Below are 25,668 nucleotides of genomic sequence, written 5' to 3'. Positions count from 1 at the left end.
AACTTGACTGAGGTGCGCACGACCGCCGAAATAGCTTCCACAGATCCGATCCTTGTTTTGAACAAGGTAAAGCACGAACGTGCCGCACGAGGCTTCCTGATCGGACTCTCCGCAGCGATCGCTTCCCCAGACACCCGAAAGATCGGCCGGCTTGGGACCGGCCCATGCCGACGATGACAGAATGAGCAGACTCGCTGCTGATGCTCTCGCCAGGCAAGGCATTCTTGATTGTTTCCTTATCACATCAACTCCTCGATGATTGATCGCCAAATTCCTACCTGTCTTCATCGCATACCTCAGTGGACCGATGCGGTTTATTTCCTTTCGTGAGAATTACGTATTCTGAATACTCTTGGCCATACTTCTGATACCAAATAATCTTTCCATCACGCGCTACCAAGTAGTCCTCTGACCAGTCGTAATGCGGGCAGACTGCGGGAGCACCCGCTTCCTCGTACTCGCTGCACCACTCTGCGATTAGCCGATCTTTACTGACCCTACCTTTCAGCAATCCTTGCGAGCCACGCAGCAGGGTCCCATCGGACCATGAACCAATCAGCTGATCGTTCTCTCTCTTTAGTTCCAACGTGACGTAATGACCACGGTCGCAATCATCGCGATATGACCATTGGCCCTCGAATTCACGCGCTTTCCCGATCTGGGTCGGATCACCAACCGAAAGCTCGTCGTGATTGCCAATCGCCTCTTGCGGGCGTTCGTGATCATCTTTGGATAGATCAGCCTGCACGGAACAGGCCGCCAGCAGGCCCACGAGAACAAACGATATGGCAGTGTAAAACGGCCCACCTCGGACGCGCGCACCGGCATCAATAGCTTCCTCCATGACTCTTGCCTTCTTGCTGCATCAATCCCTGTTGGAGCAACTGTGCCTATGCAGACGACCCTTGGTCAAGCTTCGCAGAAGAATGTCGCCCCAATTGGGTGATCTGTTTTTTTGCTTTCCCCGCCCGTCACTAAGTACTGTTTTTCATCTCACAATTCCCTCCGCCAAGGGGGTTCGCTGTTGAGGTTGCCACGCAACCTATGCCATGGTGCAGGTAACAGTATCGGCCCCTCAAAGAAACGGCATCCACAAGACTAGATCAATGAATGGAATCACAGTTCGGCGTGAATGGACGCCTCAAGCAGCAATTCTGTTGGTCCTGACTTTCATTTTTCAATCGAAAGCACATGCGACCGGAGAAGAAGGACGGATTGTCGATCTGTCCTGGGAAGCTCAAAGCCGCGGCGCCTGCGAGGGTAAGAACTTCGATGGATTCTTCGAGGCATTCGTAAGTTCGCCCGAGGTACGGCTTGAGAGAACGACTAAGTTCGTGGAGCTCCGGTCAATGAAGAATCCTTCGTTGATCGTCGGAAGGATTGATGGCACCCAATACGAACACTCTTTCAACATCAGTCTTAGCGATTATTACTATGCCGATACTGCTTCCATGAACAAATGGAAGTTGGGGACCTTAGACTGGTACGAGGATGTCTCGGTGACAATAAAGAGGATGCCTGGCGACACCTATCGTATCGACTATAGCAAGGCCGTTTTTCGCGACGATGGTGAAGGTGATTCGAAGACCTTCATTCGAAATTACGGGCCGAAACGAGCCTATGTGTTCGAGATGCGGGGCAACTGTTGGAAGTTGACGCAGGACCTGCGCTGATAGCTGCAAGAAACGGAAGCAATCAACTTGCCGCAATTTGAGAACAAAGGCGTTGGTTTTGGCGGAGATAAGCTAGCTCAGCACCGTGGGACGGGTTGAGCACAGCGGCTTTCAACAAAGAAGCTGCCTTACCTATCACTGGCACCTTCCGGAACAGACCTGTCCACACATCATGCGGACAACGATCGTGAGTCCTGCACCCTTCTCGAGCGTGGTGGGATGGCAATGATGGGTATCGCTGCGCTCAACCCATCCTACGAGGCTGATTTTGTCCGTTCACGGCTTCCCCACATTCGCCAGGACTACTTAAAAACAAAAAAGGGACCATTCGGTCCCTTTTGTGCTCTGCGTGGACTCTGAACCTCAAACCCCAACCGGATTAACCTTCTCCACATCAATCTTGTACTGCTTGATAGCCCTGGCCACATCCTTGCCAGTCATCTTGCCGTCCGCCGCCAGCGCCGCAATGGCCGCGTGTGCGATGTAGTACCGATCGACCTCGAAGAACCGCCGCAGGTTGGCGCGCGTATCCGAACGCCCAAACCCATCCGTACCCAGCACCGTATAGGTCTGCGGCACGAACGCGCGGATCTGGTCCGCATAGGCGCGCACGTAGTCGGTGGCGGCGATGGCCGGGCCCTGGCGGCCTTCCAATAGCGTGGTCACGTAGGCCTTGCGCGGGGCCTTGGCTTCCGGGTTCAACCGGTTCCAACGCTCCACATCGAAACCATCGCGACGCAGCTCGTTGAAGCTGGGGCAGGACCAGATGTCGGCGCTGACGCCGAAATCCTTGTCCAGCAGTTCGGCCGCCGCAATCGCCTCGCGCAGGATGGTGCCGCTGCCCAGCAACTGCACGCGCAGCTCGCCCTTCTTCGGCTTGCCCGCATCCTTCAACAGATACATGCCCTTGATGATGCCCTCGGCCGCACCTTCCGGCATGTCCGGGTGAGTGTAGTTTTCGTTCATCAGGGTCAGGTAGTAATACTCGTCCACCTGCTCCTGCATCATCTTCTGCATGCCGTGCTGCAGGATGACCGTGACCTCGAAACCGAAGGTCGGGTCATAGCTGCGGCAGTTGGGAATGGAACCGGCGATCAGATGGCTGAAGCCGTCCTCATGCTGCAGGCCCTCGCCATTGAGCGTGGTGCGCCCGGCCGTGCCGCCCAGCAGGAAGCCGCGCGTACGCATGTCCGCCGCCTGCCAGGCGATATCGCCCACGCGCTGGAAGCCGAACATGGAGTAGTAGATGTAGAACGGCAGCATGGGCACGTTGCTGACCGAATAGCTGGTGCCGGCGGCCATCCACGAAGAGATCGCGCCCGGCTCGCTGATGCCCTGCTGCAGCACCTGGCCGCTCTGGTCCTCGCGGTAGTACATCAGCTGGTCGGCATCGACCGGCTTGTACTTCTGCCCGAACGGCGCATAGATGCCGATCTGCCGGAACATGCCTTCCATGCCGAAGGTGCGCGCTTCATCGGCCACGATGGGCACGATGCGCGGACCGATCTGCTTGTCGCGCAGGGCGATGTTGAGCGTCTGCACGAAAGCCATGGTGGTGGAGATTTCGCGCTCGCCGGAAGACTTCAGCAAACGGTCGAACACTTCCAACTTGGGCGTCTCGAACGACTCGCTGGCCTTGCGGCGGCGCTGCGGCAGATAGCCGCCCAGAGCGGCACGCCGCTCCTTCAGATACTGCACTTCCACCGAGTCTTCGCCCGGGTGGTAGAACGGAATCTTGCCGTCGGCCAGCTGCGCGTCGGTGACCGGGATGTTGAAACGGTCGCGGAAGATCTTGACCGTTTCGTCGTCCAGCTTCTTGGTCTGGTGGGTGGGGTTGAGCGACTCGCCCGCCGCGCCCATGCCGTAGCCCTTCACCGTCTTGGCCAGGATCACCGTGGGCATGCCCTTGGTGTTGACCGCCTGGTGATAGGCCGCGTAGACCTTGTGCGGATCGTGGCCGCCGCGGTTCAAACGCCAGATGTCGTCGTCGGAAAGGTTGGCGACCATGGCCGCCGTTTCCGGATACTTGTTGAAGAAGTTCTCGCGCGTGTACTTGCCGCCGAAGGCCTTGCAGTTCTGGTACTCGCCGTCGACGGTTTCCATCATCAGCTTCTTCAGCACGCCGTCGGTGTCGCGTGCCAGGAGCGGATCCCAGTAGCTGCCCCACAGCAGCTTGATCACGTTCCAGCCGCCGCCGCGGAACACACCTTCCAGCTCCTGGATGATCTTGCCGTTGCCGCGCACCGGGCCGTCCAGGCGCTGCAGGTTGCAGTTGACCACGAAGACCAGGTTGTCCAGGCCTTCGCGGCCGGCGAGAGCAATGGCGCCCAGGCTTTCGGGTTCGTCGGACTCGCCATCGCCCATGAAGCACCAGACCTTGCGGTCGGACTTCTCGATCAGGCCGCGGTGCTCCAGGTACTTCATGAACTGCGCCTGGTAGATCGCCGCCAGCGGGCCCAGGCCCATCGACACGGTGGGGGTCTGCCAGTAATCGGGCATCAGCCAGGGATGCGGATAGGAAGAAATGCCGTGGCCGTCGACTTCCATGCGGAAGTTGTCCAGCTGGGCTTCGCTGATGCGGCCTTCCAGGAACGAACGGGCGTAGATGCCGGGCGAGGAGTGGCCCTGCACGAACAGCAGGTCGCCGGGGTGGCTTTCCGACGGGGCGCGCCAGAAGTGGTTGAAGCCCACGTCGTACAGGGTGGCGCTGGAGGCGAAGCTGGCGATGTGGCCGCCCAGGTCGCCCGGCTTGCGGTTGGCCCGGACCACGGTGGCCATGGCGTTCCAGCGGATGATCGAGCGCAGGCGCCATTCGATGGCGGCATCGCCGGGGGACTTGGCTTCCAGGCCCGGGGCAATGGTGTTGACGTATTCGGTGGTGGGCGAGAACGGCAGGAACGCGCCGGAACGGCGGGTCAGTTCCACCATGCCTTCCAGCAGCTGGTGGGCCCGCAGCGGGCCTTCGGCGTCGATTACCGCCTTGATGGAGTCGACCCACTCGCGGGTTTCCTGCGGGTCCGGATCGCTTTGCAACATGTCGTTCAACCAGTTCATTGCCACTCCCGTGGGGGCCATGCCGGGCATGGCGTAATCGTTTTTTTGTGAGCCCACGAGTGTAACGCAGGCACCGTAAAACGGCCTCGCTACGCCCGCGTATGGAAACGGCACGCCCTGTTCCACGGGCTGCCACGGAAACGTCCGCACCCCGTCTCACATTAGTAGCGGCCGGGAGCATATGATCGGCTGGGGATCCACGGGATACCGGCATGTCCGGAGCTGGTTCACAGCAGCGCAGCAGTACGGCGCCTGCCGACGCTGTGCGTTGGCGCGGCAGCCTGCGCACGAATATCGCCCTGTGGTCCGGGGCGCTCACCGTGGTGCTTCTGTTGCTGGTCACTGTGGCCGTGGCCTGGCTGGCCCGCGACATGATCCTCGACGACGCCAAACGCAACACCCTCGCCAGTGCGCAGGAAGCGGCGCAGCGGCTGACCGTGCAGATGCGTTCGGTGGCCATCACCACCACCGGCCTGACCGACCTGGTGGCCGCTTCCACTCTGGATCCGGACGAACTGAACGCCACGCTGCGGGCCATGGTCCGGGCCACCCCCGGCGCCAACGGTGCGCTGCTGGTGCTGGACCCGGTGCATGGGCAACAGGAGCTGGGTTACGCGCGCTACATCGCGGCCAATGGCAGAGACCGGGATCTGCTCGCCGACGGTTACGACTTCCGCAGCAGGGACTGGTACCAGCGCACCCTGGCGGCGCACAGCGGCTGGTGGTCGGAGCCGTACCGCAACGAAACCGCCGGCGGGGTGTGGATGGTCACCTACAACCTGCCCCTGCGTCCGACCGCCCGCGGCGGCAGTGCCCGCGGCATGGTCAGCCTGGACCTTCCGCTGACCACGCTGACCGACCATTTCGAATCGCTGGCCAACCTGCCCGGCTGGCGGGTGTCGCTGGTGGCGCCGGCCGGTGCCCTGGCCGCCAATCCCGAACCCGGGGTGGCGCTGAGCATGACCTTGGACCAATACATCCAGCGCAGTGGCCGCTCCGATCTGGCCGCCGCCGCCGAAGCCGTGCGCCTGCACCGGGCGGCGCAGTTCAGCCATCAGGACACGCGCAGCGGCGAACGGCGCTACACCGTGGTCGAACCGATCGGCGACAGCGGCTGGTCGCTGCTGGTGGCGCAGTCCTATCAGTTGATCGTGGCCCGGTTGAACCAGGCGCTATGGCAGCTGGCCGCGGTGAGCATGCTGCTGGCGCTGATTTCGATGCTGGTGGTGCGGCGCCTGGCCAAGCGCATCAGCCGGCCGGTGGAGCACCTGGCCGTCTCCACCACCCGCCTGGCCCATGGCGATTACGACCGGCCGGTGCCGCATACCGGACGCAACGATGAAGTCGGCCTGATGGCGCGCACCCTGGAGCACGCGCGCACTTCCATCCAGCAACAGCTAGTGGAAATAGGCGAGATGGGCGCGGCGCGGCAGAAACTGGAGAGCGAACTTTCCATCGCCCGCGATATCCAGTTGGCGATGCTCCCGCCCGCGCGCGTGATAGAACGCGGCCGCGCGCGCCTGGAGGCCTACGCGGTGCTGGAAGCGGCCAAAGCGGTGGGCGGGGATTTCTACAGCTTCATCGAGCGCGACGACGGCGAACTGTGGTTCGCGATCGGCGATGTCTCCGACAAGGGCGTGCCGGCGGCGCTGTTCATGGCCCGCACCATGACCGTGCTGGAAGTGGCGGCGCGTTCTTCCTCTTCGCCGGACCAGGTGCTTGCCGAAGCGTCGCGGCGGCTGGTGGAAGGCAACGACACCTGCATGTTCGCCACCGTGCTGTGCGGCCGCATCGACCTGCGCGACGGCCAATGCACGCTGGCCAGCGCGGGCCACGAATCGCCGCTGCTGCTGCATGCCGACGGCCGCGTGGAAACCATCGCCTTCGAAACCGGACCGCCGCTGGGTTTCGAAGTCAGCAGCCGCTTTCCGCTGTGGCATGGAAGACTCGAACCCGACGCCAGCCTGATCGCCTACACCGACGGCGTCACCGAGGCCTTCGATGCGGACAACCAGGCCTATGGCAGCGAACGCCTGCTGGCCGCGCTGCGTGCCGGTTACAGTGCGCAGGACAACTGCCGGCGCCTGATCGCCGAAGTGCACCGCTTCGCCGGCGCCGCGCCGCAATCGGACGACATCACCGTGCTGGCGATACGCTTGGGCCAAGTGCTGGAAACGACGCAGGAAAACCCGCAGTCCGCAACCATCGAGGAGAGCGCGCATGCTGATACGTCTGATCGTCCCGGGTGAGCACGCCCGCGTGGAGGACCTCAACACCTCGCTGGAAGCGGTGCTGAAGCGGCACGGCATCGATGCGGGCGTGCGCGGCGACGTACGCCTGATCGTGGAAGAGCTGGCCAGCAATGCGATCGCCTACGGCGGCGCCGACGGCGGCAGCATCGAGGGCAAGGGCGTCGGCCAGTACGAGCTGTCGGTCAACATCGCCATCGCCGGCGACCTGCTGACGTTGGAGTTCCGCGACGAAGGCGCGCCCTTCGACCCGCTGTCCACCGCGCCTCCCGACCTGGAGGCCGACATCATGGACCGCCCCATCGGCGGGCTGGGCCTGTACCTGATCCGGCAGATCGCCGAGGAGACCCACTACCGCCGCGTCGACGACGCCAATCTGCTGCGCGTCAGCCTGCGCATTCCCGCCACGGAGACATCCTCATGAGCCTGGACATCCAGATCCTTCCCGCCACCAGGGGCAGCCAGCGCGTGATCCTGGCCGGGCGCCTGGACACCAATACGTATGAAGGCCTGGACGAAAAGCTGGCGCCATTGCTGACCGGCAACCTGCAATCGCTGGTGCTGGATCTAGCCGGGCTGGAATACATCAGCAGTGCCGGTATCCGTTCCATCTTCAAGGCGCGCAAAGCGTTGGGCGGGCATGGCGGCAAGGTGCTGGTGGTCAATCCACAGGCGCAGATCCAGAAAGTATTCGATGTGGTCAAGGCGGTGCCGTTGAACGAGATTTTCTCGTCCACCGCCGAAGTCGACGCGTACCTGGATGCGATGCAGCACAAAGTGCTGCAAGGCGACGAGGAAGACTGATGCCCACCCCGACTCCACCGTGGAAGCAGCATCTGTGGGAGCGGCGTCCCGCCGCGAGCTTTTCAATCAACCGGGAAAGCGAAAAGCTCGCGGCGGGACGCCGCTCCCACGATTATGCCTGCAGGGGATGTCCGCAGTGAGCCTGGATATCGCGATCTATCCGCCGGTCAACGGTAATCAATACCTGGTGTTGAGCGGGCGCCTGGACACCAATACCTACGAACAGCTGGACGATGCGCTGGAGCCGCTGCTGGCTGCCGCCAAGCCCACGATGGTGCTGGTGATGGACCTGTCGCACCTGGACTACATCAGCAGCGCTGGCATCCGCTCCATCCTGCAGGCGCGCAAGACCCTGGCCCCCGGCGGCAAGGTGCTGGCGGTCAATCCGCAGGCGCAGATCCGCAAGGTGCTGGACATGGTGCAGGCGGTGCCGCTGGGCGATATCTTCGCCAGCACCGCCGAGGCCGATGCCTATATCGACAAGCTGCAGCGGGAGATGCTGCATGGGGAGGATGAGGCTTGAGTTGTGAGCCCCTCTCCCATCGGGAGAGGGGTTGGGGTGAGGGTGCGGCGAAACCTGGATGGTTGAACCATCATGACTTCGCCGTACCCTCATCCGCCCCCGTATCAAGTACGGGGCAGGCTCTACGGGCACCTTCTCCCGATGGGAGAAGGGAAAATCACTTCTGCTGCGCCCTTATCTGCGCATCCACCGCCGCAATCGCAGTCATGTTCACCACCCGCCGCGGCGTTGCCGAGCTGGTGAGGATATGCACCGGCTTGGAGATGCCCATCAGGATCGGGCCGATGGCCACGCCGTCGGTCATCACCCGCACCATGTTGTAGGTGATGTTGGCCGCGTCGATATTCGGCAGCACGAACAGATTGGCGCGTCCGCTCAGCGTGGTGTTGGGCATCATGCGCTTGCGCAGCACTTCGTCCCAGGCGGTGTCGCCCTGCATCTCGCCGTCCATCTCCAGCTTGGGCATGCGCTCGCGCAGCAGTTCGCGCACTTTGCGCATCTTCTGCGCGCCGGGGGTGTCGTGGCTGCCGAAGTTGGAGTGCGACAGCAGCGCCACCTTCGGTTCGATGCCGAACAGCTTCAAACGATAGGTCGCCTGCAGGGTGGCCTCGGCGATCTGCTCGGCGGTCGGGTCGTCCTGCACATGGGTGTCCAGGAAGAAATACGCGCCCTGGTTGTTGATCACCCCGGTCATGGCCGAGGTCGACTGCACGCCCGGATCCAGCGGAATCACGCTGCGCACATAGCCCAGCTTCTTGTGGAAGCGCCCCACCATGCCGCTGACCAGCGCGTCGGCCTCGCCGCGCGCCACCATCACCGCCGCGATCAGGGTCGGGCGCGAGCGCATCAGGTTCTTGGCCGCGGCCGGAGTGACGCCGCGGCGTTCGGTCAACGCGTGGTAGTACTGCCAATAGTCGTTGAAGCGCGGATCGTCGTCCTGGTTGGTGAGCTCGAAATCCACGCCCTCGCGCATGCGCAGGCCCAGGCGGTCGATGCGGGTCTGGATCACGTCCGGGCGGCCGATCAGGATCGGAAAGGCCAGGCCTTCGTCGATCACCGTCTGCACCGCGCGCAGCACCACTTCCTCTTCGCCTTCGGCATACACCACGCGCTTGACGTCGGCGCGGGCGCGGTCGTAGACCGGCTTCATCATCAGGCTGGTGCGGTAGACGAACTGGCCCAGTTTTTCGCGGTAGGCGGCCATGTCGGCGATCGGACGCAGGGCCACGCCCGAATCCATCGCCGCCTGCGCCACCGCGCCGGCCAGTTCCACCAGCAGGCGCGGGTCGAACGGACGCGGGATCAGGTACTCGGGACCGAAGCAGGGAATCTCGTCGCCGTAAGCGGCGCCCAGGTCCGAAGCCTCGCGCCTTGCGAGCGCGGCGATGGCCTTCACGCAGGCGGTCTTCATCGCCTCGTTGATGACGGTGGCGCCCACATCCAGCGCACCGCGGAAGATGTAGGGGAAGCACAGCGCGTTGTTGACCTGGTTCGGGTAGTCGCTGCGGCCGGTGGCGATGATGCAATCCGGGCGCACGGCCTTGGCGTGTTCCGGCAGGATCTCCGGATTGGGATTGGCCAGGGCCAGGATGATCGGCCGGTCGGCCATGGTCGCCACCATCTCCGGCTTCAGCACGCCGGCGGCGGACAGGCCCAGGAAGATGTCAGCGCCTTCGACGATGTCGGCCAGGGTGCGCTTGTCGGTGTCGCGCGCGTAGCGGGACTTGTCCGGGTCCAGGTGCGGACGGCCGGTGTAGAGCACGCCGTCGCGGTCCACGGCCAGGATGTTCTCCGGCTTCAGGCCCAGCGCCACCAGCATGTCCAGGCAGGCGATGCCCGCCGCGCCGGCGCCGCTGGTGGCCAGTTTCACCTGGCCGATATCCTTGCCCACCACTTCCAGCGCGTTGTAGATCGCAGCGCCCACGATGATCGCGGTGCCGTGCTGGTCGTCGTGGAAGACCGGGATCTTCATCCGCTCGCGCAGCTTGCGCTCGACGATGAAGCATTCCGGCGCCTTGATGTCTTCCAGGTTGATGCCGCCGAAGGTCGGTTCCAGCGAAGCGATGATGTCGACCAGCTTGTCCGGGTCGTTTTCGTCGATCTCGATGTCGAACACATCGATGCCGGCGAACTTCTGGAACAGCACGCCCTTGCCTTCCATCACTGGTTTACCGGCCAGCGGGCCGATGTTGCCCAAGCCCAGCACCGCGGTGCCGTTGGTGACCACGGCGACCAGATTGCCGCGCGCGGTCATCTCGCTGGCCATGTTGGGGTCTTCGACGATCGCCTCGCAGGCGTAGGCCACGCCCGGCGAATACGCCAGCGCCAGGTCGCGCTGGGTCACCATCGGCTTGGTCGGCGAGATCTTGATCTTGCCCGGCGGCGATAAGCGGTGGTACTCGAGGGCGGCCTGCTTCAGTTCTTCGTTCGACATCGACACATCATCCGTGGGCTGGACCAGGATTCTACGGGATCACGCGCAATGCGGCCGTAGCCGCATTGCCGCAGGTTCAGTCCGCGTCGCCCAGCACGGCCTGGCCGGGACCGGCAAAAGGTCCATGCGCCAGCGCTTCCGGCGCTTCGATCAGTCCGCCCGGGCCGGCGTCCAGCTCGGCACGCAGCCGCGCCACGTCCAGTTCGCCTTCCCACCGGGAAACCACCAGCGTGGCCACGCCATTGCCGATGATGTTGGTGATGGCGCGCGCCTCGCTCATGAAGCGGTCGATGCCCAGGATCAACGCAAGTCCGGCCACCGGCACCGACGGCACTACCGCCAGGGTGGCCGCCAGGGTGATGAAGCCGGCGCCGGTCACGCCCGAAGCGCCCTTGGAGGTCAGCATGGCGACCAGCAGCAGGGTCAACTGTTGCGGCAGGCTCAGGTCGATGTTCATGGCCTGGGCGATGAACAGCGCGGCCATGGTCAGATAGATGTTGGTGCCGTCCAGGTTGAACGAATAGCCGCTGGGCACCACCAGACCGACCACCGATTTCGGGCAGCCCAGCTTTTCGAGCTTCTGCATCAGCGGAACCAGCGCCGATTCGGACGAGGACGTGCCCAGCACCAGCAGCAGTTCGCCGCGGATGTAGCGCAGGAACTTGAGGATGGAGAAACCGGTGAGGCGCGCCACCGTGCCCAGCACCAGCAGCACGAAGATGGCGCAGGTGGCGTAGAAGCCGCCCATCAGCTTCATCAGCGGACCCAGCGCATCCACGCCGTACTTGCCGATGGTGAAGGCCATGGCGGCGCCGGCGCCGATCGGCGCCAGCCGCATGATCATGCCCATCATGCGGAAGAACACCTGCGAGAGGGAATCGAACATGCCCAGCACCGGCTTGGCCTTCTCGCCCACCGCCATCAGCGCGAAGCCGAACAGGCAGGCCAGCAGCAGCACCTGCAGCAGGTCGCCGTTGCCGGTGAAGGCTTCAGTGAAAGTCTTGGGGATGATGTGCAGCAGGAAGTCGACGGTGCTCTGCTCGTGCGCCTTTTCGGCGTACTTGGCCACCGCCTCGGCGTCCAGGGTGGCCGGATCCACGTTGAAGCCGGCGCCCGGCTTCCACAGATTGACCACCAGCAGGCCGATGGCCAGGGCGAAGGTGGAGACCACTTCGAAATAGAGGATCGCCTTGGCGCCTACGCGGCCCACCTTCTTCACGTCGGCCACGCCGGCGATGCCGATGACCACGGTCAGGAAGATGATCGGCCCGATCAGCATCTTGATCAGCGAGATGAAACCGTCGCCCAGCGGTTTGAGCGCAACGCCGGTCTCCGGCGCGAAGTGGCCGATCAAGCCGCCGATCACGATGGCGCAGAGGACCCACAGATACAGCCGCGAGGATTTGGCAGGCATGGCGGAACGCTCCGATGGCGATGACGGTGCCGACAATGGCAGCGTCCGGGCGCCGCACCAATAACGCATTGGTACTAGCCCGCAAAGGTAGGTCGGGGCTACGCCCCCGACGCGCAGGGAGACAGGGTTTCCGTGTGTCGGGGGCGTAGCCCCGACCTACCCGTAAAAACGCAAGTCCGCAGAATGGCTGTCCCGCGCTGGAGAAAAGCCGCGCCCCGCGTGAAGATGCCCGCCATGGTTCCTTCCGTCCGCCCCCGTTTGCGCCTGCTGTTGGTCGGGCTGGCCATCGCCCTGGCCATCGGACTGCTGAGCGCGCTGGCGGCATGGCAGGCCGAACAGCGCAGCCTGCGCGTCAGCGCCGAACAGGCCCGCGAACAACTGCGGCTTCACCGCGACACCCTGGACGCCATCGTCGAACGCTACCGCATGCTGCCGGCGGTGCTGGCGCTGGACCCTGAAGTGCGCGATGCGCTGGCCGGCGACACCAGCGACGCCGCCGTCGTCGAACGGCTCAACCGCAAGCTGGAGCAGGTCAACGGTGTCGCCACCACTTCCACCCTGACCCTGCTGGACCGCAACGGCAAGGCGATAGCCGCCAGCAACTGGCGCACGCCCAACAGCAATGTCGGTACCGATTACGGCTTCCGTCCGTATTTCCAGCAGGCCATGACCCACGGCACCGGCGATTTCTACGCGCTGGGCTACACCACGGGCGTACCGGGCTACTTCCTTTCGCAAGCGGTGCGCGATGCGCAGGGCCGGGCCTTGGGCGTGCTGGTGGTGAAGCTGGTGTTCAACGAACTGGAAGCGGCCTGGCGCACCCTGCCCGATCCGGTTTTCGTCAGCGATGCGCACGGAGTGATCTTCCTGTCCGGACGCGACCGCTGGCGTTACCTGGACCTGCGCCCCCTGCGCGAGAACGAACGCAGCGAACTGGCGCGCACCCGCCAGTACGGCGAAGTGCCGCAGCGCCTGCTGCAGTACCGCGAGCTGCAGGCGTTCGCGCCCGGCGTGCGCCGCGTGCGCCTGCCCGGCCAGGGCGAACACATCTGGCTCTCGCAGACGCTGCCGGAACAAGGCTGGACGCTGCATCTGCTGCACAGCACCCGATCTTCGGCGGCCGCCGCGCGCACGGTCGCCATTGCGGTGGCGGGCGGCCTGCTGGCGGTCGCGTTCCTGTTGCTATCCGTCCATCAGCGCCGGCGCCTGGCGCGCCTGCGCGAGCGCAGCCGGGTGGAACTGCAGCAGCTGGTCGAACAGCACGCCATCGAATTGCGCACCGCCCAGGACGGCCTGGTGCAGGCCGCCGGCGGCGCCGACTACGGCGAAAGCCCCAGCCTGCAGCACCTGCCGCAGGGCGTTTGCGTGATCGACGCCGACCTGCGGCTGGTGGCCTGGAACCGCCGCTACATCGAACTGTTCAAATTCCCCGCCGGCTTCATCCATGTCGGACTGCCGATCGAGGAAGTGTTCCGTTACAACGCGCGCCGCGGCCTGCTGGGACCGGGGCCGATCGAAGAAGCCATCGCGCGCCGGCTGGAGCATCTGCGTTCCGGCAAGCCGCACATGCACGAACGCGAACGCAGCGACGGCACGGTGATCGAAATACGCGGCAATCCTTTGCCCGACGGCGGCTTCGTCACCAGCTATGCCGACATCACCGCCTACAAGCAGGCCGCGCGCGATCTGCGTTCGCTGGCCGACGCGCTGGAGCACCGCATCGGCGAACGCACCCGCGACCTGGCCGTGGCCAAAAGCGAAGCAGAGAACGCCAACCGTTCCAAGACCCGCTTCGTCGCCGCCGCCGTGCACGACCTGCTGCAGCCGCTGAACGCCGCGCGCATGTTCGTTTCGGCGATGCGCGACAAGCTGCAGGAGCCGCAGACGCAACAGCTGGCCGACAACGTGGAGGACGCGCTGGCCGCACAGGACGCCATCCTCAACAGCCTGCTGGATATTTCCCGGCTGGAATCGGGTGCGCTGGAAACCCGCGTGCGGGATTTCCCGCTGGCGCCGCTGCTGGAAACGCTGGCGCGCGAGTTCGGCATGCTGGCCCGCGCTCGCGGATTGCGCCTGGATTGGGTACGCACGCAGGCCGTGGTGCGCAGCGACGAAGCGCTGCTGCGGCGCATCCTGCAGAACTTCCTGTCCAACGCGCTGCGCTACACGCCGAAGGGCCGCATTCTGCTGGGTTGCCGGCGAGTGGAGGGCGGTTTGCGCATCGAAGTGCACGATACCGGCCCCGGCATTCCCGAAGCGCGCCAGCAGGAAATCTTCGAGGAATTCCGGCGCCTGGACGACGGCACGGCCGACGACCGCGGCGCCGGCCTGGGGTTGGCCATCGTGGAGCGCATCGCGCGCCTGCTGGGGCATCGCGTGGGCCTGCGTTCGACCGTCGGCCGCGGAAGCGTCTTCAGCGTTCTGGTGCCGCTGGGAGACAGCGGCGCCGTCGCCGCACCGGTCGCCGGGGCGGCTGCGGCCGACGACGACCAGGACCTGCGCGATTGCACGGTCTGGTGCGTCGACGACGACCCGCGCGTCTGCGAAGCGAGCCGCGCTCTGCTGCAACGCTGGTCCTGCCAAGTGGAACTCGCCGCAGGCGCAGGCGAGGCATTGGCCGCCGCGCGACCCGGCGCGGCGCCGCGCCTGTTGTTGCTGGACATGCGCCTGGGCGACACCACCGGCCCGGAGCTGTATCCGCAATTGGTGGAACGCTGGGGTAGCGAACCCATCGTGATCCTGGTGACCGCCGAACAGGACGACACCGTGCGCGCCATCGCACGACAACACGACTGGGGCTATCTGCCCAAGCCGGTCCGTCCGGCGGCGCTGCGCGCGCTGATCACGCAGATGCTGTTGCGCCAGTAGGTCGGGGCTACGCCCCCGACACCACGCCATGCACGATTCCCACGCGTGGGCCTCGTAGGTCGGGGCTACGCCCCCGACGATGCGGTCTACACAGATACCCCGTGCGTCGGCCACGTAGAGCCTGCCCCGTACTCGATACGGGGCCGACCTACGCGAAGATCACGGATCGATCCCGCCTTCCTGTTCCAGCGCCTTCACCAGCACCGCCGCCTGCGTGCGGCTGTTGCATTCCAGCTTCTTGAGGATCGCGGTCACGTGCACTTTCACCGTGTTTTCCGCCAGGCCCAGGTCGTAGGCGATCTGCTTGTTCAACAAGCCGTCGGCGATGCACAGCAGCACGCGGAACTGTTGCGGCGTCAGCTGCGCCAGCCTGGCCGCCAGGCGCGCATCGGACTCCGATCTTTCCGCGGTGATCGGCGGAAACCAGGTGCCGCCTTCGAGCACCGTGCGCACCGCGGTGCGGATGGTTTCCACCGGCGAGGATTTGGGAATGAAACCGGCGGCGCCGAACTGCTGCGCGCGGCGGATCACCGGCGGATGGTCGTTGGATGAAATCACGATTACCGGAAGCTCCGGCCGCTCGCCGCGCAGATAGACCAGCGAGGAGAATCCGCGCGCGCCGGGCATGGTCAGGTCCAGCAGCACCAGCTGCAGATCGGGATGCTCGGCCAGCAGCGCGGTCAGGGTGGAGGCGCTGGAAGCCTCCACTGTCGAAAGACCCTCCACCGCCCCCTGCAACGCATGCAGCACCGCCGCGCGGAACAGCGGGTGGTCGTCGGCTACCAGGATCTTGTTGGCGGTCATGGGGTAAGTCTCGCATGAACGACGGAGCCAAGAGGCTGCTTCCCTTCTCCCGTCGGGAGAAGGTGCCCGAAGGGCGGATGAGGGAATGGATTGTCAGTTTGTAATGAAAGCTGGATGGCAAGTCATTGTCATTCCCTCATCCGTCGCTACGCGCCACCTTCTCCCGGCGGGAGAAGGAAAACCCTAATACCAATGCGTTATTGGTGCAGGGCGCTGCCGCTGCCATCGTGCGGACCATCCAACACCGCCGGATAGTTCCCGATGACATCGCCACGCACTCACCTGCTCCCGGTCTCCTTGCTGCTGCTCGCCTGCGCCACCAACGCACAAGCCGCCGACGCGGAGACGGAAGACAACGTCACCGGCAAGCTCGGCGGCCGCCTGCACTGGGACACCGCCGACTTCGACAACGATACCCGCGGCGCGCCCAACGCCAACGATTCGGATCTGCGTGCGCTCTGGCTGGACCTGTCCGGAAAGTTCTACGGACTGAACTACAAACTGGAAGCGGATTTCTCCGGCGACGAAGTACTGGCCAAGGACGTGTACGTCAGCAGGAAATTCGCGCCCGGCACCCTGACCGTCGGCCAGTTCAAGCAGTACTTCAGCCTGGACGACCGCATCAGCTCCAACCACATGACCTTCATCGAGCGCAGCTATCTGGGCCAGACCCTGGCTCCTACCTACCGGCTGGGCGCGGCCTGGCTGACGGCGCGCGACGGCTACACCGTGGGCGGCAGCATCTACAGCCTGGAAAGCATCGACGTCTGGCAGACCGAAGGCCTGGCCGTCGCCGCACGCGGTACTTACGCGCCATGGCGGGAGGAGGGAAAAGTGCTGCACCTGGGCCTGTCGCTGGCGCATGAGGACTACGACCATCCTGGCGCCGACGGCGCTTCCGCGCTGCGCATCCGCCCGCGACCGGCCGGGATTTTTTCCGACAACAGCCGGGTGACGCTGGCCGATTTCAGCCAGGGCCGCGATACGCGGGTGGACAAATATTCGCTTGAACTGGCCGCAGTGAAGGGCCCCTGGACGTTCCAGGGCGAAGCCGGCGGCGCGCGTTTCGACGATGGCGAACAGGAAGCGCGGCTTTCCACCGGTTATGCGCAGGTCGCCTGGATGCTGACCGGCGAAGTACGCCCCTACGACGCCAAGGCCGGCCGCTTCGGCCGCATCAATCCGCAGGGCCGCGCCGGCGCCTGGGAACTGGCGCTGCGCTACGACACTCTTTCCGGCCGTCAGCGGCCCGACGGCGAACCGCTGCTGCGCGACGTGCAGGTGAGTTCGCTGACCGCCGGCGTGAACTGGTACCCGCGACCGCACCTGCGGCTGATGCTGAACTGGATAGACAGCCGCAACCGCGACCGCCTGCGGGACCTCACTCTCGACCGCACCCGCGCCCTAGTGGGCCGCGTGCAAATCGATTTTTGACCGAAGAAACGAACAGCCGAACACTCGGAACTTGTCCAGTCGTAGGAGCGTAGGAGGCGTAGGAGCGACGTAAGTCGCGAATATTCAGCGCAACCCTTCGCGACTTACGTCGCTCCTACGCCTCCTACGTCCCCCTACACCTCCCACGGCCTGCAACCCAGGCGCGCTTTTTTGGTGCTAGGGGCTATTCCAAGGGATCGTGAACAGCTTCTCAGTCCCTTACTCCGTTTCCGATATCTGATCCAGGCGGATGCGATTGGCGAACAGCGAGAACGCCAGTACGCCCGCCAGTCCGTTGGCGCGGCTGACCCAATGCGGCAGCCAGCGCGGCGGCGCCAGCATGCCGCTTTCGAACAATGGCTCGAAGGCCTTCACATCGTCGAGGGTCATCTTGCCGGCGAACAGGCGGCGGCACAGGCGCAGCCGGTCCTGCTGCAAGGAACGGCGGAAAAAAGTGTGCACGCCCACCAGGCCGCGCAGGTACACCGTGTCCTTGGTGAACGCCGCGCCGCCGCCGGTGGGCACGCCGCGGAACACGCGCTGCGCCGAGGAAAAGCTTTCGGCGGGATTCTGACCCGCGTCGATGAAATAGCGGAACACCTGGATGAAATCGGCGCCGTCCAGCGCCATCGCCACCGCTTCGATGCGCAGGCTGATGCGCTTCATGCGTTCGATGTCGATGCTGCCGGTGATCTGTTCGGCGAAGGTGGCCAGGCCTTCCTGGGTGGCGGTGACGCGCGGCGAGGATAGCGCCAGGCTGGGCAGATGAACCTGTTCGCGCCCGTTCAAGGCCGTCAGCGAATGCACCAGCGCTTCGTGCTGCAGCAACTGGCGGCGATCGTAGTCGCTGAACGCGGCCCCTTGGCGCAAACGGATGCGGGTGGCGCCGGCGGCGGCCTTGGCGATCAGCTCCGGATCCAGTTCCACGGCGATCACGCGGCTGCCGAAGAAATCGTCCAGATCGCCCTGCAATTGCAACTGCAATGCGGTGGCGGATACCGGAATCTGCTCTTCCGGCGCCAGCAATTCGTGATCCAGGTCGTTGGCGATGTCGATGAAATGCCGCGCCGCCTCGCGCGCGGTGGGCCCGTTGCCGGGCAAGGTCTCGTTGGGCTGTCCGAACAGCGCGATGGAATGCGCGGTGACCGCAGGCGCCCCCAGCGATTCCAGCAGCTGCGCGGCGATATCCCAGCTCCGCACCGATTCGCGCAGATAGACGCCCAGCGGATGCGAAGCATCGGCGGCAACGGCGATCTGATCGAGTTCGCGCCGCGCTTCGGCGAAATCCAGCTTCGGATAGTCGATTTGCGGCAGCACCGGCCGCCCGCGCGCATAGCCTTCCAGGAAAGGCGCCTGCGCCGCCGCCGGCCAACTCGCCAGACTCAACAGCCTGATCCCACGCACCGCCTTGACCATGCGCGCATCGAGCGCGGCGTGGTGGGTGATGTCGGGGGTCAGGTTGGTCATGTCAGCTGCCTTGCTTCTGATCTTGCTGTTGCTGTTGCCAGAAAAGCCCCGTGAGTCGCGGCAAGCGGGGCAGGCAAACCCCGCAGGGGCGGCGCACACGGATGTGCGCCGTTTTTGGAGCAGCAGGATGCTGCTTCCAAAAATTCCTGCCGCGCTTGCGGACCCAGCGGCTTCATCGCTGGGCGCGACGTTAGGGCGGCTTTCTTTTGGTTACTTTTCTTTGCCGTTCAAAGAAAAGTGACTCGCGCAACGCGCGAAACGCTTTTGCTCTGATCAGTGGGATCCGCGCCAAGAGCGCCCCCATCCGCCTTCGGCACCTTCCCCCGCAAGCGGGGGAAGGGTTCTTCCTGAAAGATCTGCGCCTTCTCAATGATGCGCGCCTTATCGATGCTTCTAGCGATTCCCGTACTTGTCAACCAACCGCTTATGCAATGCCTTGCCCTGCACCTTGGCCTCCGCCTTCTGCGCCAACCGCGCCGCCAGCTTGTCGGCCGCGGCAGCGACCTCGTCACGCAGCTTCAGGTAATTGATGAAACGTTCCTCATCGATATCGCCCCGCTCGATCGCCGCCCGCACCGCGCATCCCGGCTCGGTCTGGTGCGAACAATCGCGGAACTTGCACTGCTCGGCCAGCGCCTCGATATCGGCGAAACCGCTTTCCGACAATTCCTCCTCGCCGGTGGGCTTGAGCTCGCGCATGCCCGGCGTGTCGATCAGGCAGGCGCCGGACGGCAACGGAATCAGCGCGCGGTGGGTGGTGGTGTGGCGGCCGCGCGAATCGTTCTCGCGCACCGCCGCCGTTTTCATCTTGTCGATGCCCAGCAACGTGTTGGTCAACGTCGACTTGCCCGCGCCCGACGAACCCACCAGCACCGCCGTCTTGCCCGCGCCCAACCACCCATGCAGCGAGGCCACGCTGGCCGGGTCCTTGGCGTTGACCGCGCACACGGTGATGTCCTGCGCCGCCAGTTCGGCCAGGGTCTCGACCGCGTCCGGCGCATAGTCGGTCTGGTCGGCCTTGGTCAGCACCACCACCGGCTCGGCCCCCCCTCCGCCGACCAGCATCAGGTAGCGTTCGATGCGGCGCGGATTGAAATCGTCGTCCAGTCCACAAACGATGAAAACGGTGTCCACATTGGCCGCGATGACCTGCTGGTGGTAATGCTCGCCGGCAGCGCCGCGCTTGATCGAGGTATGCCGGGGCAGCAGGGCCACGATCTTCTTGCCTTCCATCAGCACCCAGTCGCCGACCGCGGCGCGCTCATGGGAAGGGAACCGTGGCTTCTGCCATTCGGGCAGCGATTCGGCCCTGAGCGCCGCTTCCGGCCCGTCCGCCACCACATACCCCGACCGGTGCTGCTCGCTGACCCGCGCCGGTTTGGCCCGCGGATGGGCCGCGAAGGCCCGGGCCCAGACCGGATCCTCAGGCGGACCGGCATAGGGCCAGCCGATCAGGCGCAGGGCAGTGAAATCCGGGAAGTTTTCAGGCATGGGCGCCATTGTAGGCCTGCCCCGCGTGGGAGCGCCGTCCCGGCGCGAGCTCTTCGCTCGGAGGTCGTGGCAGGCCTCAGGAAAAGCTCGCGCCGGGACGGCGCTCCCACATTTGGCCTGGTTCACCGCGATTTGCGGCAATTCCGCTAAGATTCGGTACTTCCCGCCGCCAGACCGTCCCGATGTCCACTCCGCCGATCAAACCTCTCGCGACCCGCGAGCGACTGTCCGAAGTCCGCTACGAGATTCGCGGCGAACTGGCCCGGCGAGCCCGCGACCTGGAAGCCCAGGGCCGCAAGCTGATCAAGTTGAACATCGGCAATCCCGGCGCTTTCGGTTTCCGCGCGCCCGAGCATCTGCAGCACGCGATCACCGGCGACATCGACCACACCGATCCCTACACCCACCAGCAGGGCCTGCCGGCCGCGCGCGAAGCCGTCGCTGCTGCCTATCTGCGCCGCGGCACGCCCAACGCGCATCCGGACCGCGTGTTCATGGGCAACGGCGTCAGCGAACTGATCGACCTGTCGTTGCGCGCGCTGCTCAACCCGGGCGATGAAGTGCTGGTGCCTTCGCCCGACTATCCGTTGTGGTCGGCCGCCACCATCCTCAACGACGGCCGCCCGGTGTATTACCGCTGCGACCCGGAGAACGACTTCCTGCCCGACCCGGTGGAGATCGAGACGCTGGTGTCCTCGCGCACCCGCGCCATCGTGCTGATCAACCCCAACAATCCCACCGGCGCGACTTATCCGCGCGAGCTGCTGGAACGCATCGTCGCCGTGGCGGCCAAGCACAAGCTGCTGTTGCTGGTCGATGAGATCTACGATCAGGTGCTGTACGACGGGGCCAAGTTCCAAGCGGTCGCGCCGCTGGCCGGCGACGTGCCCTGCCTGACGTTCAGCGGCCTGAGCAAGGTGCACCGCGCCTGCGGCTGGCGCGTGGGCTGGGCGGTGCTGTCGGGCGACGGCGAAGCGGTCGGCAACTTCCATCACGCCATGGACCTGCTGGGCGCGCTGCGTCTGTGCGCCAACGTGCCGGGGCAATACGCGGTGGAAGCGGCGGTCAGCGGCCCCGATACGATTTCCGCGCTGTGCGCACCGGGCGGACGCCTGTACGAAACGCGCCGCGCCGTGATCGAAGCCTGCGCGGCCAGCGAGCATCTGGAACTGGTCGCGCCCGCCGGCGCGCTGTACGCGTTTCCGGCCGTGGTCGGCGCCGCGGCCAAGGGTTTCGACGACCATGATTTCGCCCTGGAGCTGATGGAAACCGAAGGCGTGCTGGTGGTGCCGGGTTCCAGCTTCAACGTGCCCTACCGCAACCATTTCCGCGTGACCCTGTTGCCGGAAGCCGAGACGATGCGCGAAGTGTTCGCGCGCATCGACCGGGTGCTGGCGCGGCGTGCGGAAGCGGTCAACAAGGTGGTGCCGATTACGGCGAGCAAGGTGAAGTCGCGGCCTGCAGCGGCGTGATTCCTCCGTCGTCATCCCAGCGAAAGCTGGGATCCATTTTGATTTTGCCGTTGCTTGTCCGCATGGCCGCCAAAAACAAAGTCAAAATGGATCCCAGCCTTCGCTGGGATGACGATGACAATGGCTGAGTTTTTCCGCGCCAAGACCGAAGCCGCCGCCACCGAGCTGCGCTACCTCGCGCTCGGCGATTCCTACACCATCGGCGAAGGCGTGCCGGAATCCGGCCGCTGGCCCGTGCAACTGGCGCACGCGTTGCGCGCCGACGGCCTGCCGATGGCCGACCCGCGCATCATCGCGCAGACCGGCTGGACCACCGACGAACTGGATGCGGCGATCGATGCGGTGCACCCGTTGGCCGAATACGACCTGGTCAGCCTGCTGATAGGCGTCAACAACCAGTACCGTGGGCGCACCGTGGACGAGTACCGCGCGCAATTCACCGGCTTGCTGGAGCGTGCGACAGGTTTTGCGCAATGGCGGCGCGAGCGGGTGCTGGTACTCTCGATTCCCGATTGGGGAATCACCCCGTTCGCGGTCGGCAATGCCCGGGGCGCAACGCTCATCGGCGCGGAGATAGACGCCTTCAACTTTGCCGCGCGCGAGGTGTGCCGAGAACGCGGCATCGCCTTCGTCGACATCACCGCCGCAAGCCGCGAGCGTGGCGCCGAAGCGGCAATGCTGGCCGACGACGGCCTTCATCCTTCGTCGACGATGTACGCGCAATGGACGCGTCTGGCCCTGCCCGTCGCCCGCCAATTGCTGGCCACGCCTTGAACGCTTCCACGCGGCCCTTCGATCGCGCCGCCGCCACGCGAATCGCGCGCGCCTTCCTGCCGCGGCATCCGCTGGGAAATCGCTGGGATTACTACTACACGCGCGCCAAGCTCAGCAGCGACCCGCTGTACCCGGGTGTGCTGCAGGCGCTGCAGGGCAGCGATGCGCCGGTGCTGGATCTGGGCTGCGGTCTGGGACTGCTGGCGCATGCGCTGCGTCTTGACGGCCAGTCCATGGCCTATCGCGGCGTGGACAACGATGCGGCCAAGATCGCCCGTGCCGCCAGGGTCGCGCAGAGGAATGGATTGCGGGAGGTGGCCTTCGACGTGGTCGATCTTGCGCTGGGCCCGCCCGCGCACGCGGGCAGCGTCGCGATCCTGGACGTGCTGCAATACCTCAGCGCCGACGAACAGGCCACGCTGATCGCCGATGCCATCGCCATGCTCACGCCCGGCGCACGCCTGGTGATCCGCACCGCACTGGGCGACGACAGCCATCGCGGCCGCACCAGCCGCTTGACCGACCGCTTGGCCAATCTGATCGGTTGGATGCAGTTCCGGCCGAAGTGCTATCCGGATGCCGATAAGCTGCGCGCGCAACTGGATGCGGCCGGATTGTCGACCACCTTCTCTCCGTTGTACGGCAACACGCCCTTCAACAACTGGCTGATCGTGGCCGTAGGTCGGGGCTACGCCCCCGACGGATTGCCGGTGTCGGGGACGTAGCCCCGACCTACAAATTCTCGGGCAGGATTGCGGTGTAGCCGCGTTCGCGCATCGCCTCCAGCACGCCTTCGATGATCGCCAGGTTGTGGCCGTGCGCGGCGCCTTCATGCAGCAATACGATCGCGCCCGGCTGTAGATCGCCGACGATGCGCGCGACGATCTTGTCGGGTTGGCCCATGACGCCGTCGAATCCTCGCGCGCTCCACGCCACACGCGCCAACCCATTCTTCTTCAACGGCGCCGACACGAACGGATTGGCCATGCCGACCACCGCACGGAACCAGCGCGGCGCCTGTCCGGTGATGTCGTGCAAGGTCGCTTGGGCCTGGTCTATCTCCGCGGCCATGCGGCGCGGTCCCAGCGCCCAGAACCATGCCTGCGGGTGGGAGCGACTGTGGTTACCGATGCCGTGGCCGCGCCGCACGATCTCGCGCGCAAGTTCAGGCCGTGCCGCGGCGCGGTCGGCCACCAGGAAAAAGGTGGCCTTGGCGCCATGGCCATCCAACAGGTCCAGCAAGGCTGGCGTCTCGTGCGACGGCCCGTCGTCCACCGTCAGCCAGACCACCTTTTTCTCCGTCGGCAGGCGGCTCAGGACGGGACCGAAAAGCCGCGATTGCGGACGCATGGTTCCCCACAGGAACAGCATATGGGTCGCGAACAGGCAAGCCAGGCCAAACACCCATCCCCATCGCCACCAGACCAGGGCCGCCCCGAGGTGCAGAGCCAGCGCCAGCCATATCCACGCATGCGGCCGGCGCGGGACGCAGTGCAGTGCGCTATTCAGTGTTTCGGACGTGGTCATGCCGCAATCATGCCATGCAGCGTAAAATCGACGATCCCGAAAGCCGGTATTTTCCCGATGTCCCTCGATCCCGCCCTGCGTTCCCGCATCGAATCCCTGCTGCAGTCCAACCGTGTGGTGCTGTTCATGAAAGGCCAGCCGAACATGCCGCAATGCGGGTTCTCCGCCAAGGCGGTGGGCGCGCTGTCCACGCTGGGCGTCGACTACGCGCACGTCAACGTGCTGGCCGACCAGGACATCCGCGAAGGCATCAAGGCTTACGGCGACTGGCCGACCATCCCGCAGCTGTACATCGACGGCGAGCTGATCGGCGGCAGCGACATCATCGAGCAGATGAGCAACTCGGGCGAACTGGCCTCGCTGCTCGGCGTGGCCGCGCCCGACCGTACGCCGCCGAAGATCACCATCACCCCGGCGGCGGCCGAGATGCTGTCCAACGCGGCCGCCGATGCCGGCCCCGGCGGCGCCCTGGCGCTTTCGATCAATGCGCAGTTCCAGCCAAACTTCCAGCTGGCGCAGTTCGACGCCAACGCCATCGCCGCCGAATCCAACGGCGTGCGCATCCAGTTCGACCTGGCCAGCGCGCGCCGCGCCGAGGGCATCACCATCGACTGGGTGGACGATATCCGCGGCAAAGGCCTGGCCATCGATAATCCGAACGCGCCCAAGCCGGTGCAGACCCTCTCGCCGGCCGAAGCCGATGTGCGCGTGGCTGCCGGCGAAGTACTGCTGGTGGATGTGCGTCCTGCCGAAGAGCGCGCGATCGCGGCGGTGAAGCTGCCGTTCAAGACCTTCGATGGCAACGGCCGCGCCGAACTCGAAGCGCTGCCGAAAGACACCGCCATCGCCTTCCTGTGCCGTAGCGGCGGGCGCAGCCAGCAGGCCGCGGAAGAATTCCGCGCGCTGGGTTTCTCCAACGTCTACAACGTGGCCGGCGGCACCAACGCGTGGGCGGATGAGATGGATTCTGGGCTTTCCAAGTACTGATCGACTTAAGCCCCTCTCCCATCGGGAGAGGGGTTGGGGTGAGGGTACGTAGTATCCGAATCTCTGCGCTCGCGCCGTACCCTCATCCGTCGCTTCGCGCCACCTTCTCCCTGAGGGAGAAGGGAACAACGCCTCAGCCGCTGAACCCACCGCTGGCCAGATACTCGATTTCTTCCGGCGTCGATTCCCGCCCCAGCGCCTTGTTCCGATGCGGAAACCGCCCGAACCGCGCGATCAAGTCGCGGTGCAGCTCCGCGTATTTCATCAGCTCATCGTCGCCAAGCTTGCCGAATAGCCCCATCGCGTAATCCTGGTCGGCCATCGTTTCGGAATGCTCGAACGGCAGGTAGAAGAACATCCGCAAAGCGGAATCCACCTGCAAGTCGAAGCCGACGTCGACGGCGCGCCGCGCATAGCTTCGCGCCAAGCCATCGGTCGCATAGGAATGCGCGCAACCGCGGAAGCAATTGCGCGGAAACTGGTCCAGCAGGATCAGCAACGCCAGCGCGCCTTCGGCGGATGCAAGCCATGACTCATACTCGCCACGCGCCGCGGCCAGGTGCGCACCGTGGAAGCGCCGCTTGAACTCCGCGTCGAACGCGTCGTCGCGCTGGAACCATTTCTCGTAGCCTGCGTTGCGCCAGAACGCGACGATCTCGCTCGCCTGGGTCATGCCGATGCTCCTTGGGCAGG

At 65.0% G+C, this 25,668-nt stretch carries 21 protein-coding genes; 12 read left to right on the top strand and 9 right to left on the bottom strand.

Going from position 1 to position 25,668, the window contains the following annotated elements:
• Positions 1–274 precede the first annotated feature (274 nt).
• A complete protein-coding gene (locus tag CSC73_RS12110) occupies positions 275–844 on the bottom strand; it encodes a hypothetical protein (protein ID WP_163840687.1) in 570 nt (189 codons plus the stop codon).
• A 262-nt stretch (positions 845–1,106) separates the two neighbouring features.
• Here CSC73_RS12110 and CSC73_RS12105 point away from each other — a divergent pair, with 262 nt between their 5' ends.
• Positions 1,107–1,673 (top strand): hypothetical protein, encoded by a 567-nt coding sequence (locus tag CSC73_RS12105; RefSeq protein WP_163840686.1) that lies wholly within the window; start codon positions 1,107–1,109, stop codon positions 1,671–1,673.
• Between the two features lie 363 nt (positions 1,674–2,036).
• On the opposite strand, the gene aceE is transcribed toward CSC73_RS12105, so the two are convergent.
• Positions 2,037–4,727: a pyruvate dehydrogenase (acetyl-transferring), homodimeric type gene (aceE, locus tag CSC73_RS12100; protein WP_163840685.1), complete on the bottom strand. Its 2,691-nt coding sequence runs from the start codon at positions 4,725–4,727 to the stop codon at positions 2,037–2,039.
• Positions 4,728–4,939: 212 nt separating this feature from the next.
• Here aceE and CSC73_RS12095 point away from each other — a divergent pair, with 212 nt between their 5' ends.
• From CSC73_RS12095 to CSC73_RS12080, 4 genes are all read left to right on the top strand, one after another.
• Positions 4,940–6,976: a SpoIIE family protein phosphatase gene (locus CSC73_RS12095; protein WP_163840684.1), complete on the top strand. Its 2,037-nt coding sequence runs from the start codon at positions 4,940–4,942 to the stop codon at positions 6,974–6,976.
• The gene (locus tag CSC73_RS12090; RefSeq protein WP_163840683.1) at positions 6,948–7,400 is read left to right on the top strand and encodes an ATP-binding protein; all 453 of its coding nucleotides are present in this window, start codon (positions 6,948–6,950) and stop codon (positions 7,398–7,400) included. Before CSC73_RS12095 ends, CSC73_RS12090 begins: the two co-directional genes overlap by 29 nt.
• Entirely contained in the window at positions 7,397–7,780 is a 384-nt protein-coding gene (locus CSC73_RS12085; protein WP_163840682.1) for an STAS domain-containing protein, read from the top strand. Before CSC73_RS12090 ends, CSC73_RS12085 begins: the two co-directional genes overlap by 4 nt.
• Before the next feature lie 136 nt (positions 7,781–7,916).
• Entirely contained in the window at positions 7,917–8,303 is a 387-nt protein-coding gene (locus CSC73_RS12080; RefSeq protein WP_425502313.1) for an STAS domain-containing protein, read from the top strand.
• A 157-nt stretch (positions 8,304–8,460) separates the two neighbouring features.
• On the opposite strand, the gene CSC73_RS12075 is transcribed toward CSC73_RS12080, so the two are convergent.
• Positions 8,461–10,737, bottom strand: coding sequence for an NADP-dependent malic enzyme (locus CSC73_RS12075; RefSeq protein ID WP_163840680.1), 2,277 nt, complete (start codon positions 10,735–10,737; stop codon positions 8,461–8,463).
• 76 nt (positions 10,738–10,813) lie between these two features.
• Positions 10,814–12,193 (bottom strand): dicarboxylate/amino acid:cation symporter, encoded by a 1,380-nt coding sequence (locus CSC73_RS12070; protein ID WP_425502314.1) that lies wholly within the window; start codon positions 12,191–12,193, stop codon positions 10,814–10,816.
• 192 nt (positions 12,194–12,385) lie between these two features.
• Between CSC73_RS12070 and CSC73_RS12065 the strand changes: the two genes are divergently transcribed.
• Positions 12,386–15,019, top strand: a complete 2,634-nt coding sequence (locus CSC73_RS12065) for a NahK/ErcS family hybrid sensor histidine kinase/response regulator (protein ID WP_163840678.1) — start codon at positions 12,386–12,388, stop codon at positions 15,017–15,019.
• A gap of 159 nt (positions 15,020–15,178) precedes the next feature.
• Here the strand turns inward: CSC73_RS12065 and CSC73_RS12060 are convergent, their stop codons facing one another.
• Complete coding sequence (locus tag CSC73_RS12060) at positions 15,179–15,823, bottom strand: response regulator (RefSeq protein ID WP_163840677.1); 645 nt, start codon at positions 15,821–15,823, stop codon at positions 15,179–15,181.
• Positions 15,824–16,084: 261 nt separating this feature from the next.
• Here CSC73_RS12060 and CSC73_RS12055 point away from each other — a divergent pair, with 261 nt between their 5' ends.
• Positions 16,085–17,257 (top strand): OprO/OprP family phosphate-selective porin, encoded by a 1,173-nt coding sequence (locus CSC73_RS12055; protein WP_163840676.1) that lies wholly within the window; start codon positions 16,085–16,087, stop codon positions 17,255–17,257.
• 219 nt (positions 17,258–17,476) lie between these two features.
• On the opposite strand, the gene CSC73_RS12050 is transcribed toward CSC73_RS12055, so the two are convergent.
• Entirely contained in the window at positions 17,477–18,724 is a 1,248-nt protein-coding gene (locus CSC73_RS12050) for a flavohemoglobin expression-modulating QEGLA motif protein (protein WP_163840675.1), read from the bottom strand.
• Here CSC73_RS12050 and CSC73_RS12045 point away from each other — a divergent pair.
• Entirely contained in the window at positions 18,723–18,965 is a 243-nt protein-coding gene (locus CSC73_RS12045) for a hypothetical protein (RefSeq protein ID WP_163840674.1), read from the top strand. The two genes, CSC73_RS12050 and CSC73_RS12045, sit on opposite strands and share 2 nt — an antisense overlap.
• A gap of 152 nt (positions 18,966–19,117) precedes the next feature.
• Here the strand turns inward: CSC73_RS12045 and rsgA are convergent, their stop codons facing one another.
• Positions 19,118–20,215: a ribosome small subunit-dependent GTPase A gene (gene rsgA, locus CSC73_RS12040; protein WP_163840673.1), complete on the bottom strand. Its 1,098-nt coding sequence runs from the start codon at positions 20,213–20,215 to the stop codon at positions 19,118–19,120.
• A gap of 182 nt (positions 20,216–20,397) precedes the next feature.
• On the opposite strand from rsgA, the gene CSC73_RS12035 reads away from it, so the two are divergent.
• The 3 genes from CSC73_RS12035 (at position 20,398) to CSC73_RS12025 (ending at position 23,186) form a co-directional block, all read left to right on the top strand.
• Complete coding sequence (locus CSC73_RS12035) at positions 20,398–21,687, top strand: pyridoxal phosphate-dependent aminotransferase (protein WP_163840672.1); 1,290 nt, start codon at positions 20,398–20,400, stop codon at positions 21,685–21,687.
• Positions 21,688–21,807: 120 nt separating this feature from the next.
• The gene (locus CSC73_RS12030) at positions 21,808–22,461 is read left to right on the top strand and encodes an SGNH/GDSL hydrolase family protein (protein ID WP_163840671.1); all 654 of its coding nucleotides are present in this window, start codon (positions 21,808–21,810) and stop codon (positions 22,459–22,461) included.
• Positions 22,458–23,186 (top strand): methyltransferase domain-containing protein, encoded by a 729-nt coding sequence (locus CSC73_RS12025; protein ID WP_246197507.1) that lies wholly within the window; start codon positions 22,458–22,460, stop codon positions 23,184–23,186. The genes CSC73_RS12030 and CSC73_RS12025 overlap by 4 nt, the downstream gene beginning before the upstream one ends.
• A gap of 7 nt (positions 23,187–23,193) precedes the next feature.
• On the opposite strand, the gene CSC73_RS12020 is transcribed toward CSC73_RS12025, so the two are convergent.
• Entirely contained in the window at positions 23,194–23,988 is a 795-nt protein-coding gene (locus CSC73_RS12020; RefSeq protein ID WP_163840669.1) for a polysaccharide deacetylase family protein, read from the bottom strand.
• A 57-nt stretch (positions 23,989–24,045) separates the two neighbouring features.
• Between CSC73_RS12020 and grxD the strand changes: the two genes are divergently transcribed.
• Positions 24,046–24,975, top strand: coding sequence for a Grx4 family monothiol glutaredoxin (gene grxD, locus CSC73_RS12015; protein WP_163840668.1), 930 nt, complete (start codon positions 24,046–24,048; stop codon positions 24,973–24,975).
• 133 nt (positions 24,976–25,108) lie between these two features.
• On the opposite strand, the gene CSC73_RS12010 is transcribed toward grxD, so the two are convergent.
• On the bottom strand, positions 25,109–25,648 hold the full coding sequence (locus tag CSC73_RS12010) for a DUF924 family protein (protein WP_163840667.1): 540 nt from the start codon (positions 25,646–25,648) through the stop codon (positions 25,109–25,111).
• Between the last annotated feature and the right edge of the window lie 20 nt (positions 25,649–25,668).

The organism is Pseudoxanthomonas sacheonensis, assembly GCF_010093305.1.
GTDB lineage: Bacteria > Pseudomonadota > Gammaproteobacteria > Xanthomonadales > Xanthomonadaceae > Pseudoxanthomonas_A > Pseudoxanthomonas_A sacheonensis.
This window is presented reverse-complemented; position numbering and strand designations above follow the sequence as displayed.